Consider the following 12,452-nt stretch of genomic DNA (forward strand, 5'->3'; position numbering starts at 1 on the left):
CCCCCACTCAGTAATGCGCTGCGATTACCTGGGCCAGTTGCATGTCAGACATCAGTGGCGATGGGTAGGTGGCGCGATAGTAGTGAGACGCCTGCTCAAACTGAGCGCCGCGGATCTCACCATCAGAGCCTACAAATGCGAGCGCATCGCTCTTCGCTTTCTTCATCATTGATGGGCCATAAACGGTAAACGCTGTCGTCCCGCCGAGGATCATAGTGGGGACCAGGGTGGTAGCGGACAACGCTCTCTCGACCGGATTCTCGACGTACCACGCCATAGCGTCAGCGCTGATCGATAGCGTGATAACGGCTGTCAACGTCTTCCATAAACCCATTCTTCGATGCATCCATTGCGGTCAGAGGGCGCCACGAGATTAACGGGCATGACCAATAAACTAAAGTGAGCGCCTGCCTATTGGATTTCCGAGGCAAGATACTTGGCTTCAAGATCAAGAAGCTGACGGCTCCTGTTTTTTATACGCTTGGCCGGGACCCCAAAGTAGATTCCCCATTCCTCGGTCGACTTTGTGACCATTGACATAGCCCCAACAGAGCAACCCTCAGCCAGGTTTACACCGGGAAGTACGATGGAGTGGGTGCCAATAATGACGTGCCGACCAATATAAATGGCGCTCTTGGTTTCGGCCTTGTACTCGTTGGGAACGGTTGGATTGGTCAGTGTCTTTCCTGAATAGTCATCTGACTGAGCAAACACTTGGCAGCCATAAGCCAGTCCAGAAAAGTCTTCCATCGTCACACCTGGCTCGCCGCCGGCGACGTTGCTGAACACGGCAATGTGAACGTTACGCCCAAGTGTTACTGTCCCCGAGATCATGCAAAAGTCGTCGATTCGAGTGTTATCGCCAATTGAAATTCTGTCGCAGTTGTAGAGAGAGGCTTTATCGCTGATCTTTACATTCTTGCCGAGATGCTTGAAACCCATTTCCTTTAACTGAGCCTCTGTCAGAAATGCCATGTTGTTTTCTCCTCGGCGAAGTTAAAAATTGCCACTTTATACAGGATGAAAATGCTGAGCGCGAGCAGGTCGATGTGTGTGGTTGCACGCGCGAATATCTCGTGTGCCGGCGACCTATCAGTCTTTGGAGACTTTAAGAAGAGTGCAGACAGACCGGCCTTTCAGCAGCGCGCCCGGCGCCGTGATTGTTGTTTCTAGCGACACCTACTCTGCTATGGTGGCGCTCCTCTGATAGCAACGGAAGCCTCGAAGAATGGACTCATGGAAGATCCTGGCCATATCCGCAATGGTGTTGATCAACACGCCGGCGGTGTCCGGCGAAAACGTCAACCCTGTCGCTGCGGGGTTTATGATCACGACGTTCTTGCCAACCCTGGTGATTGGAGGCCTCACCTCCCTCACGACCGAGCCGCCAACGGTCTTCAAATCAGCCAAGACCGATGCGCTGGCGTTCATTGGCTCTGATGGTGAAATTCGTGGGGCACAGTTCGAGCAGGCTTCGCGGCACTATCGTTCCACCTATTCCCCACCGCTGATGTCGGATGCACAACTTGCCCAGGCGATAGCTTTGTCCTTCTGACGCTGCGCCGCGATTGAAAACGCCTTCCAAAGACACGCGCGGCGTGGCCAAGGCGGGTGCCATCTCTGCGTCCACACCGGGGGATCACAACGCCAAAGGGTTGAGTAAGGCCGGGGCGTCGGTTTCAAAAAAATCTCACTGATTCGCGACGTCTGCCGCACGCGGCTTTGAGCAAACGGGCGCCCTGTAAAGAGCGCCCGTTTTCATTTATTTCCCTCGCGCTCGCAAGCGTGGCCGCCGGCAAAGTCGACATTGGCCTGGCGCAGCGCGTCACTGCGCGCCCAGCGACACCCACCCCGCCAGGGCCACCAATGCGGTATTCAAGCAGGCCAATGCAAAGCCGAAGCGCACCAACTGACCTTCTTCCTCCGCGGTGGTCATTGGTCTCTGAATCGAGGTTGTTTTCGGTAAGTTTTTCTCACCCCCGTCGCTTCTGTGTACCCCAGGTGCAGCAGTGCGACTGCGTTGTTTGCCCAGTGCCCCAACGTGAAGTGGTTCAAGACCCTGCTGGCGCTGGACCGGGTCAACGTCGGCCTGGAAACCCCAGTGGGTTGAAAAATAATCGTCGAAGCCTGTCCCTTTTTTTCACCTCGCCTGTCATTCCAGGCAAGTGAATAAAATCGAGAGTTTCCTCCCATGCCCGCCGTCCTCCCCCTGCGCTTGCGCCCGTTGCTCAAACTGAGCCTGATGCTGAGCCTCAGCGCCAGCCCACTGTTCGTCCCTTTCAGTTTTGCCGAAGACAGCGCCGCCCGGCGCAGCTACCAGGTGCCGGCCGGCAGCCTGAGCGCGGCGTTGACCCGGTTTGCCGGGCTGTCGGGGGTCAACCTGTCGGTGGACCCGGCGCTGGTCAGCGGGCGCAGCAGCAGCGGTCTGACCGGCGAATACGGCGTGGAGGAGGGCTTCGCGCGCCTGCTGCAAGGCTCCGGCCTGCAACTGCAACCCATGGGCGCGCAAGCCTACACGCTGGTGCCGGCGCCGCAGGGCAGCAGCCTGGAACTGGCGCCTACCGCCATCCTCGGCACCACCGGCCTGTACGATGGCGATACCTATGCCGGTGGCCAAGTGGCGCGCCGTGGCTCGCAAGGTTTGCTGGGCACGCGAGACTTCATGGAAACGCCGTTCAGCATGACCACCTACACGGCGGACGCGGTAAAAAACCAGCAGGCACGTACCCTCGGCGACCTGATCGCCAGCGACCCGTCGGTGCGCGCCACCAACCCGGCCGGTGGGCGCTATGAGCAGTTCACCATTCGAGGCTTCAGCCTGTTCAACAGTGATGTGTCGTACAACGGCCTCTATGGCGTACTGCCGACCTACACCATCGACATGGAAATGGCCGATCGCGTCGATATCTTCAAAGGGCCCACCCAGTTGATCAACGGCATCTCGCCGCGCGGCAGCGTGGGCGGCGGCATCAACGTGGTGCCCAAGCGCGCCACCGACAAGGACATCACCTCGTTCACCGGCACCTGGGCTTCCGACAGCCAGGCGGGCGGCGCGGTGGACGTCGGCCGACGCTTTGGCGAAGACAATAAGTTCGGCCTGCGTTTCAACGGCGTGAAGCAGTCCGGCGATACCGAATGGGACCACCAGAGTGTCGACCGCGAGATGGCCGTGCTGGGCCTGGATTTTCGCGGCGAACGCCTGCGCCTTTCCACCGACATCGGCCGCACCGAGCGTGACACCGATGCCCCGCAGGAGCGTGTACAAGTGGCCGCCGCCGCACCGGTACCCAGCGCCAACGATGTGCGCCGCAATTACGCGCAATCCTGGAGCAAGGCACGCACCAAGGACACCTTCGGCACGGTGAATGCCGAATATGACCTCAGCGATTCGGTGATGCTCTATGGCGGTGTCGGCGCGCGCAAAAGTAACCATGAGTTCCTGCGCCACGCCGTGTCGGTGGCCAATGCGGCCGGCGCGTTCAGCGTGCAGCCCCGGGATTTCACCCGCGATGAAAACGTGCAGACCGCCACCGCCGGCGTGCGCAACTGGTTCCACACCGGGCCGGTGAGCCATGAGGTCAACCTGGCGGCCAGCTACTTCTACATGGACTTCACCAACGGCGGCGCACGCTATACCAATTCGACGAGCAATCTGTACAACCCGGTGCAAACCCCGACGCCGTCTACGATCACGCGCCGGGACGCGAAGGTGTACACCGAGAACAAATTCAGCGGCGTGGCACTGTCCGACACCCTGGGCTTTTTCGATGACCGCCTGTTGCTCACCCTCGGCGCGCGCTGGCAGCGCGTGGCCGTCGACGACTGGAGCGATGGCATCAAGGGCGACACCAACTACGACGAAGAAAAGGTCTCTCCGTCGGGCGGGCTTCTGTTCAAAGCCACCGACGCGCTGTCGCTGTATGCCAACTACATGGAGGGGTTGAGCCAGGGCAAAATCGCACCGTCCACGTCGAAAAACGAAGACCAGATCTTCCCGCCGTTTATCAGCCGCCAGATGGAAGTGGGCGCCAAGTACGACGCCGGCGCCTTCGCCGTAACCGCCGCGGTGTTTCGCATCAAGCAGCCGGCTTACGAAACCAACGCCACCACGCAGCTGTTCGGCCCCAACGGCAAGCGCCAGAACACCGGTGCGGAGCTGAGCGTGTTCGGCGAACCGCTCAAGGGCATGCGCTTGCTCGGCGGTGTGATGTATATCGACAGCAAGCTCAAGGGCACCACCAACGGCACCTTCGACGGCAACCGCGCCCCGGCCACGCCCAAGTACAACGTCAACCTGGGTGCCGAATGGGACGTGCCGACCTTCGAAGGCCTGACCCTGACCAGCCGCGGCATCCACTCCAGTTCGCAGTACCTGGACCAATCCAACGTCAAGCAAATCGATGCCTGGAACCGCATCGACGTCGGCGCGCGCTATGCCTTCAACGTGGATGACAAACACATCACCCTGCGCGCGAATGTGGAGAACGTCGCCAATAAACGCTACTGGAGTTCGGCGGGCGCGTCGGACGACAGCGAGCCGGGGCTGACCTTGTCGACGCCGCGCACCTATCTGCTGTCGGCCACGGTCGACTTCTGACCGATGTACACAGGCCAAATCAGCGGGTGATCGAGCGGCAAAGTGCCTAGGCGCACTTCACCGCCAGCACATAGGGGCGTGCGGCGTACGCCTGCATCGCAAGACAGCGTCCCCTATCGCGCAAGGCTGAGCTTTATTTGCGGCCCCCCGTCAATTTGGATAGGGTGCAACCCAGCCATCAAGGACTTTCTCATGAGCGATCTGCCCCCCAAGACCCGCCGCGCGCCCAAAGGTGAAAAACGCCGCGAAGAGCTGCTGGACGCGGCCTTGCAGGTGTTTTCCCTGGAGGGCTACGGCGGCGCTTCAATGGCCCAGGTGGCCGGGATAGTCGGCATTTCCGTGGCCGGGTTGCTGCATCATTTTCCCAGCAAAATCTCGCTGTTGATGGGCGTGTTGCAGCGGCGCGATGAGGTCAATCAACGGATTGCCGATGAAGTGCGCGCAGAGAAATCCCTCAACGGTTTGCTCGGCAGCCTGCGGGCGATCAATCGTTCCAATGCCACGGCGCCGGGCGTGGTGCGGGCATTCAGTATTTTGAATGCGGAGAGTCTGTTGGATACCCACCCGGCGTGGAGTTGGTTCCAGGTGCGCTACGCGGCGATTCACCAGCGCCTGCAGGGTCAGTTCGCCGAACTGGTCGCGGCCGGAGAGGTGCGCGGCGATGTCGACATCGCCGGGCTGGTGGAAGAAATCCTGGCCATGATGGATGGCCTGCAGATCCAATGGCTGCGCTTTGCTGAACAGGTGGACCTGGTGGCGCGCTTCGATACCTACCTTGCGCGGGTCGAAGCGGCAATCAGAACCTGAGCCGAACACCATTCAAATGTGGGAGGGGGCTTGCCCCCGATGGCGGCGGGTCAACTGATACACCTGTGACTGATCCACCCTCATCGGAAGCAAACCCCCTCCCACCCTAGACCGCGCCAGCATCAGTTACCGGCAGCGCTGCCTTGGCTGCTGTCGTAACCATCACCGTCACCGGTGCCGCTGTCACTTTCATCCTGATGCAGTACGCCGCCGGTCTTGACCGTGGACTCACGCAGGGTCGAATTGAGGGCCGAGCGCGGCAATGGGTTGCTGGTGGTGGTCGACAGTTCCTGGCGGAACGGGTTGACCAGCCTGGCGTTCAGGCGAATGTCCTGGGACGAGGCGCCCACCGACAGAGTGAAGCTGTCGGCGTCCACCACCCATTGCTTGCGCTTGACGTCGTAGTAGGCCAGTGAGCGATCGTTGAGCTCGATCGTCACGCGCTTGCTCTCGCCAGGTTTCAGGAACACCTTCTTGTAGCCTTTGAGTTCCTTGAGCGCGCGCTCGACTTTCGGCGCGTTCTGGCCCACGTACAGCTCGGCGACTTCGGCGCCCGCCACCTTGCCGGTGTTGGTCAGGTCGAACGACACCTTGATCGGCGCGCCCGCCACCGCGACCCCTGGGGTCACACTGATGTTGCTGTAGCCGAAGGTGGTGTACGACAGGCCGTAGCCGAACGGGTAGAGCGGCTTGATGCCTTTTTTCTCGTAACCGCGATAGCCCAGGAACAGGTCGTTCTTGTAGCTCATCGTGGCCAGGGTTTCCTGATTGTCGAATGTCGGGAAGGTCGCGTAGGTCGGGTTGTCTTCGATGTTGCGCTCAATGCTGATCGGCAACTTGGCCGATGGGTTGACCTTGCCCAGCAGGATCTCCGCCAACGCCTGGCCGCCGTTCTGCCCTGGGTAGAACGCATGCAGCGCGGCCGGCACCTGGTCGATCCAGTCGCTCATCTTCAGCCCGGTGCCGCCGTGCAGGGTGACGATGGTGTGGGGGTTGACCCTGGCGATGCTCTGGATCAATTGGCCCTGGAATTCCGGCAGGTCGAATCCGTGGTCGAAGCCTTCACCTTCGTACTCATTGCTGTTGCCTGCGGCCACCAGCACGGCGTCGTACTTGGCCAGGTCCTGTGGCGCAACCAGCGACGCCCAGCTCATCTGCACGCCCACCAGGCCGCCCATGGTCGAGAGGTAGCCGTTGCGGCGCGAATAGTCCAGCTTGATATCGACCGGTTGGCCGGCTTGCAGATTGACCTTGGCGAACACCGGGATGGTCGGCGGAATGCTGTTGTTGGGCAGTGGTTTGCCGTCGCCGTTGTCGAGGACTTTCTGGCCGTTGACGTAGAGGCGCACGGCACCGTCGGCGCGTACCTTGAACACCTGCTCGCCGCTGACGGTCGGGGTGATTTGGCCGCTGTAGCGGATCGAGGTGGCGGCGGTGTCACCGTTCACCGGCAGGCTATCGGTGGACCAGTCCAGGTCGACATGGTTGTCGGTGCGGCTGGCGGCCGGGTCACCGGACCAGTTGCTGTTGCTGAAGAACTCAGTCTTCAAGCCTTTGACACGGTTGCCATTGCTGTCGGCATGGGTCCAGCTGGAGCTGGCCGGGTCCAGGGACAACCCGTCGATAAACTCGACCTTGGCCCCCGGCGCCAATTGCCGCAGGCCGCTCAGCTCGCTGATGTAATTGGCCGCCATCACGTTCGCGCTGCCGAAACCGGTCGGTGGGGCGTACTTGGCCAGGTTGCCGACCACCGCGATGGTCTTGACCTGCTTGGCGTCCAGCGGTAACAGGTTGTTCTGGTTCTTCAGCAGCACAATGCCTTCGCGCGCCGCGTTCAGGGCCACGCGGTTGCTGGTGGCGCTGTTCATGTTGTGGCGGGTCAGCGGCGCCTTGCTGTCGAACGCGTACAGGTAGATCTGCTTGAGGATGCGGCGCACCTTGTCATCGAGAGTCGCGCTGCTCAGCTCGCCGCTGTCCAGGTACGGCTTGAGCACCGTGCTGTTCATCTGGTAGCCCATCATGTCCAGGTCGGTGCCGGCCTGCGCCGCCGGCAAGCCGTTGACCACTGCGTTGTAGTCGCTCTGTACGAAGCCTGGGTAACCCCACTCGGTCTTCAGGATGTCGTGGATCAGGTGCGCGTTTTCGCAGGCGAACTCGCCATTCACCTTCTGGAAGGCGCACATCATCATGGCGACTTTGCTGTTCTTCGAGGCGGACTCGAACGATGGCAGGGTCATCTCGCGCAGCACCCGCTCGCTGATGCTTTCATCGAGGTGGAAGCGGTTGCTTTCCTGGTCGTTGGCCGCGTAGTGCTTGGCGTTGGCCCACACCCCGCGCGACTGGATGCCATTGATCACCGCCGGCCCCAGGCTGGCGCCGAGAAACGGGTCTTCACCGGACAAGTACTCGAACGCACGGCCGCTGTACGGCATGCGGTACAGGTTCATGCCGGGGCCGGTGACGAACTGATACCCGCCGCTGGCGGTGTCATAGCCCAGGGCGCGACCCAGGTCAATGGCGCGGCGCGGGTTCCAACTGGCCGCCAGGTTCGGGCCCGACGGATACACCACGCCCTGGTCGTTGCCTTCGCTGGTGTAGCGCACGCCGACGCCGCCATCGGCGCCGTGGATCTGCGGGATGCCGTACCGGCTCAGCGGCTTGACGTCCCAACCGCCGGTGCCGCCGATGTAGGCGAGTTTTTCTTCCATCGTCATCTTCGCCAGGGTGTTATCCGCGGCTTTTTCCGCACGGTTCACCCGGCCTTCATCCAGCGCAGGGCTGGTGGCTGCCTGCACGTGGGACACGGCCAGGGCCAGCAGGGCGAATGCCGACTGTGCACCGATCATCTTGCGTTTACTCATGGGGTTCTCCGACAACTCTTCGTTGAGAAATGCGACGTCACGCGTCACTTTTTCGTGGGCAATAGTTCACCTTGATCGCAATGTTTAACCGATGGCTAATTGCAATTACTTGGCGGATTTTTCAGTTATAAAAGTTTAATAATTGTATTGATTGTTCTTGTGGGTAATGTCTTGGCGATATCACGAGATGGCAGTTTGAACCGCTAAAGCGGCATAATTAGGGCAATTATTGCGACAGTAAGTCAAATGAAAGCTAATTTTTGCGCGAAATAAGAAATATTTCATTACGATTTTGAACTTAGTCTAAACCTACCAGTCGATTGGTTTAAGAAATTAAAGGGCGGCATGTCAAAATAGTGGCTCCGTCCGGTAGTTCTAAAAGGCCATGTTTTATACAAGCTGTCATACACAACGCTTTGGTGTAGGGTCTTGAACGCATTCAGGGCGCTACTTGAGCGGTCCGTTGTTTTTTTGTCTGGAGAATGTTCATGAAGATGTCCCTGTTGGGTGCCGGTTTTGTGCTGGGCGTTGCATTGAGTAGCGCGGCCATGGCGGCTGAAGCCACCGACGCTGACGCCAAGTCCGGCGCCACCGATTCCACCGTGCTGACCCAGGCCCAGGATGCCAAGGCCGCGAAAAAACAGAAGGCTGAAACCACCAAGGGTGGGCGGCCGTTGACTGGCAGCAGCGAGGCCGCGCCGAAGACCTCCAACTAACGGGGAAAACGCGATCAAAAAGTGGGAGGGAGCAAGCCCCCTCCCACAGGGTTTTCCACCGTCCTTAGAACATAGCCCCTCAGACAGTCACCCATGCCCAGCTCCTCAACCCCCATCGATGCCTGCCAACTGCACATCCCGCACACCGAACAGGTCTGCGCGTGGCTGATGCGACACGCCGGCTTGAAAACCGTTGACCTGGAGCGCGCCCGGCGCTTGTCCCAGGAGTCTGGCGACAGCCAATTGCTCGGCCTGTTGACCCGTCTCGGGCTGGTCTCCGAAGTGGAGCTGGCTCGCGCCTGGGCCGATCTGCTCGGCGCGCCGCTGTTGTTGGCGGAAGCCGCGCCGCCCTTGCTGGACCCATTGCCGGCCTTGACCGAGCGTTTCATGCGCCACTATCAAGTGGTGCCGGTGGGCTGGAGCCACGGTGGCCTGCGCGTGCTGGCGGCCAACCCTGCGCTGGTCTATCCGTTCCAGGCCATGGCCTATGCCTGCGGCGTGCCGGTGTGGCTGGCGGTGGGGCCGCGCAACGAAGTCGAAACCCTGATCGAGCGTTACTACGGCCAGGGCCGTTCGGCCATGGGCACCCTGATCGAAAACCTCGACGAGCAGGGCGGTGCGCTGGAAGACATCGAACACCTCAAGGACATGGCCTCCGAAGCGCCGGTGATCCGCCTGGTCAACCTGATCCTGCAGCGCGCCGTGGAACATCGTGCCTCGGACATTCATATCGAACCCTTCGAAAACCAGCTCAAGGTGCGCTACCGCATCGACGGCGTGCTGCACGAGGCCGAGGCGCCGCCATCCAGTTCGTCGGCGGCGGTGATTTCACGGGTAAAGATCATGGCGCGCCTGGACATCGCCGAGCGGCGCCTGCCCCAGGACGGGCGCATCATGCTGCGCATCCAGGGCAAGGAGCTGGACTTGCGCGTGTCCACGGTACCGACCAGTTTTGGCGAATCGGTGGTGATGCGCCTGCTTGACCGCCAAACCGTGCAGTTCGATTTCCAGAGCCTGGGTTTCGATGGCCGGCGCCTCGAAACCTTCCTTGAAGTGCTCGAACGCCCCCACGGCATCCTGCTGGTCACCGGCCCCACCGGCTCGGGCAAGACCACCACGCTGTACACCGCGCTGTCGCGCCTCAACACCGCCGAGCGCAAGATCATCACCGTCGAAGACCCGGTGGAATACCAGCTCGAAGGCATCAACCAGATCCAGGTCAAGCCGGCCATCGGCCTGGACTTTGCCGGGGCGCTGCGTTCCATCGTGCGCCAGGACCCGGACGTGATCATGATCGGTGAAATCCGCGACCTGGAAACCTGCCGCATCGCTATCCAGTCTTCCTTGACCGGGCACCTGGTGCTCTCGACCCTGCACACCAACAGCGCGGCGGCGAGTATCACGCGCCTGCTGGACATGGGCGTGGAAAGCTACCTGATCGCCTCGACAGTCAACGGTATCCTCGCCCAGCGCCTGGTGCGACGCCTCGACCCGGCCACCCGAGAGGCCTTTGAGGCACCGCCGCCATTGATCGCCGAACACGGCCTGGATCGCTTTACCGACCAGCGCCCGATCCTGCTCTACCGCCCCCGCGCGGATGCGCCGGGCGGCGGCTATCACGGGCGCAGTGCGATCACCGAATTGCTGGTGATGAATGACGAACTGCGTAGCCTGCTGATGCGCCAGGCCGACGCCGCCACCCTCGAACAGGCCGCGCGTCGCGGTGGCCTGCGCACCTTGCATGAAGAGGGCCTGCGCCAGGCGGTGGCCGGCGTTACCTCGCTCGAAGAAGTGCTGCGCGTCACCCGTGGTGAGGGCGCATGAGTCTGTTCAAGTACCGCGCCCTCGACAGCCAGGGCCAGCCGCAAAACGGCACCCTGGAGGCCAAGGACCAGGACGCCGCCGTCGCCGCGCTGCACAAGCGCGGGTTGTTGTTACTGCACATCGATGCGGCCGGCGCCCAAGGGCTGCGCAAGGCGTTTGGGCGAGGCCAATTGACCGGCGCGGCGCTGGTCAGCTTCACCCAGCAACTGGCGACCCTGCTGGGGGCTGGCCAACCGCTGGAACGCTCCCTCGGCATCCTGCTCAAACAGCCCGGCCCGCCGCAGACCCGTGCGTTGATCGAGCGTATCCGCGAACAGGTCAAGGCGGGCCAGCCCTTGTCCAAGGCTCTGGAAGAAGAGGGCAGCCAGTTCTCGCCGCTGTACCAGAGCATGGTGCGTGCCGGTGAGGCCGGCGGCGCGCTGGAAAACACGCTGCGCCAACTCAGCGACTACCTGGAACGCAGCCAGTTGCTCCGAGGCGAAGTGATCAACGCTTTGATCTACCCGGCGTTCCTGGTCGTGGGCGTGCTCGGCTCGCTGGCGCTGTTGCTGGCGTATGTGGTGCCGCAGTTCGTGCCGATCTTCAAGGACCTGGGGGTGCCGATCCCGCTGATCACCGAAGTGATCCTGGGGCTCGGCCAGTTCCTCGGGGCTTATGGCCTGGCGGTGTTGGCCGGGTTGATCGTGACCGTCTGGAGCCTCGCCGCGCGGCTGCGTGATCCCCAGCGGCGTGAACGCCATGATCGACGTGTGCTGGGCCTTCGCGTGATCGGCCCGCTGTTGCAACGGGTCGAAGCCGCGCGGTTGGCGCGCACCCTGGGCACCTTGCTCAGCAACGGCGTGGCCCTGCTGCAGGCGTTGGTCATCGCGAGACAGGTTTGCACCAACCGCGCCCTGCAAGCGCAAGTCGCGCAGGCCGCCGAAGCGGTCAAGGGCGGCGGCACCCTGGCCGCCGCCTTCGGCAGCGAGCCATTGCTGCCGGACCTGGCCCTGCAAATGATTGAAGTCGGCGAACAGGCCGGTGAACTGGACAGCATGCTGCTCAAAGTCGCCGAGGTGTTCGACGTCGAAGCCAAGCGCGGCATCGACCGCCTGCTCGCCGCGCTGGTGCCGTCCCTGACCGTGGTCATGGCGGTGCTGGTGGCGGTGATCATGCTGGCGATCATGCTGCCGCTGATGAGCCTGACCAGCAATATATGAACCCTCAAGGAAGCAAACCGATGCGTCAGACCCGATTCAAACCCGCCCGCCGCCAGGGCGGTTTTACCCTGTTGGAAATGCTCGCGGTGATCGTACTGCTGGGCATCGTCGCGACCATCGTGGTACGCCAGGTCGGCGGCAATGTGGACAAGGGCAAGTACGGCGCGGGCAAGGCGCAACTGGCCAGCCTGAGCATGAAGATCGAAAGCTACGGGCTGGACGTCGGCTCGCCGCCCAAGACCCTGCAACAGTTGGTCGACAAGCCCGGCAACAGCGCCGGCTGGGCCGGGCCATACGCCAAGCCGTCGGACCTCAAGGACCCGTTCGGTCATGCCTTCGGTTATCGCTTCCCCGGTGAGCACGGCGCGTTCGACCTGATTTTCTACGGCCAGGACGGCCAACCCGGTGGCGAAGGCTACAGCGCCGACCTGGGCAACTGGGAATAAGC

The 12,452-nt window shown here is 61.7% G+C and carries 10 protein-coding genes; 7 read left to right on the forward strand and 3 right to left on the reverse strand.

Going from position 1 to position 12,452, the window contains the following annotated elements; translation table 11 throughout:
- Positions 1–7: 7 nt before the first annotated feature.
- Positions 8–334: a DUF2388 domain-containing protein gene (locus AB4O23_RS13780; RefSeq protein WP_460063582.1), complete on the reverse strand. Its 327-nt coding sequence runs from the start codon at positions 332–334 to the stop codon at positions 8–10.
- Between the two features lie 77 nt (positions 335–411).
- Entirely contained in the window at positions 412–975 is a 564-nt protein-coding gene (locus AB4O23_RS13785) for an acyltransferase (protein WP_068937397.1), read from the reverse strand.
- Positions 976–1,228: 253 nt separating this feature from the next.
- On the opposite strand from AB4O23_RS13785, the gene AB4O23_RS13790 reads away from it, so the two are divergent.
- The 3 genes from AB4O23_RS13790 (at position 1,229) to AB4O23_RS13800 (ending at position 5,404) form a co-directional block, all read left to right on the forward strand.
- Positions 1,229–1,555, forward strand: coding sequence for a DUF2388 domain-containing protein (locus tag AB4O23_RS13790; protein ID WP_026067284.1), 327 nt, complete (start codon positions 1,229–1,231; stop codon positions 1,553–1,555).
- A 636-nt stretch (positions 1,556–2,191) separates the two neighbouring features.
- Entirely contained in the window at positions 2,192–4,597 is a 2,406-nt protein-coding gene (locus tag AB4O23_RS13795; RefSeq protein WP_137219788.1) for a TonB-dependent receptor, read from the forward strand.
- A 192-nt stretch (positions 4,598–4,789) separates the two neighbouring features.
- Positions 4,790–5,404 (forward strand): TetR/AcrR family transcriptional regulator, encoded by a 615-nt coding sequence (locus tag AB4O23_RS13800; RefSeq protein ID WP_065877620.1) that lies wholly within the window; start codon positions 4,790–4,792, stop codon positions 5,402–5,404.
- 122 nt (positions 5,405–5,526) lie between these two features.
- Here the strand turns inward: AB4O23_RS13800 and AB4O23_RS13805 are convergent, their stop codons facing one another.
- Positions 5,527–8,265, reverse strand: coding sequence for a beta-glucosidase (locus tag AB4O23_RS13805; protein WP_135196119.1), 2,739 nt, complete (start codon positions 8,263–8,265; stop codon positions 5,527–5,529).
- A gap of 488 nt (positions 8,266–8,753) precedes the next feature.
- On the opposite strand from AB4O23_RS13805, the gene AB4O23_RS13810 reads away from it, so the two are divergent.
- From AB4O23_RS13810 to gspG, 4 genes are all read left to right on the forward strand, one after another.
- Positions 8,754–8,981 carry a hypothetical protein gene (locus AB4O23_RS13810; RefSeq protein ID WP_017528227.1) on the forward strand — a complete coding sequence of 76 codons (228 nt, stop codon included), beginning with the start codon at positions 8,754–8,756 and terminating at the stop codon, positions 8,979–8,981.
- A 93-nt stretch (positions 8,982–9,074) separates the two neighbouring features.
- The gene (gspE, locus tag AB4O23_RS13815) at positions 9,075–10,805 is read left to right on the forward strand and encodes a type II secretion system ATPase GspE (RefSeq protein WP_017528228.1); all 1,731 of its coding nucleotides are present in this window, start codon (positions 9,075–9,077) and stop codon (positions 10,803–10,805) included.
- The gene (gene gspF / locus AB4O23_RS13820) at positions 10,802–12,004 is read left to right on the forward strand and encodes a type II secretion system inner membrane protein GspF (protein ID WP_017528229.1); all 1,203 of its coding nucleotides are present in this window, start codon (positions 10,802–10,804) and stop codon (positions 12,002–12,004) included. The genes gspE and gspF overlap by 4 nt, the downstream gene beginning before the upstream one ends.
- 20 nt (positions 12,005–12,024) lie before the next feature.
- Positions 12,025–12,450, forward strand: a complete 426-nt coding sequence (gene gspG / locus AB4O23_RS13825) for a type II secretion system major pseudopilin GspG (RefSeq protein WP_003174957.1) — start codon at positions 12,025–12,027, stop codon at positions 12,448–12,450.
- The last annotated feature ends 2 nt before the right edge of the window (positions 12,451–12,452 follow it).

It is taken from the genome of Pseudomonas sp. H2_A10, assembly GCF_054680085.1.

Coding starts and splice junctions, on each gene's coding strand:
- gspG (WP_003174957.1), top strand. CDS start 12,025: ATGCGTCAGACCCGATTCAAACCCGCCCGCCGCCAGGGCGGTTTTACC.
- AB4O23_RS13785 (WP_068937397.1), bottom strand. CDS start 975: ATGGCATTTCTGACAGAGGCTCAGTTAAAGGAAATGGGTTTCAAGCAT.
- AB4O23_RS13800 (WP_065877620.1), top strand. CDS start 4,790: ATGAGCGATCTGCCCCCCAAGACCCGCCGCGCGCCCAAAGGTGAAAAA.
- AB4O23_RS13780 (WP_460063582.1), bottom strand. CDS start 334: ATGGGTTTATGGAAGACGTTGACAGCCGTTATCACGCTATCGATCAGC.
- AB4O23_RS13795 (WP_137219788.1), top strand. CDS start 2,192: ATGCCCGCCGTCCTCCCCCTGCGCTTGCGCCCGTTGCTCAAACTGAGC.
- gspF (WP_017528229.1), top strand. CDS start 10,802: ATGAGTCTGTTCAAGTACCGCGCCCTCGACAGCCAGGGCCAGCCGCAA.
- AB4O23_RS13810 (WP_017528227.1), top strand. CDS start 8,754: ATGAAGATGTCCCTGTTGGGTGCCGGTTTTGTGCTGGGCGTTGCATTG.
- gspE (WP_017528228.1), top strand. CDS start 9,075: ATGCCCAGCTCCTCAACCCCCATCGATGCCTGCCAACTGCACATCCCG.
- AB4O23_RS13790 (WP_026067284.1), top strand. CDS start 1,229: ATGGACTCATGGAAGATCCTGGCCATATCCGCAATGGTGTTGATCAAC.
- AB4O23_RS13805 (WP_135196119.1), bottom strand. CDS start 8,265: ATGAGTAAACGCAAGATGATCGGTGCACAGTCGGCATTCGCCCTGCTG.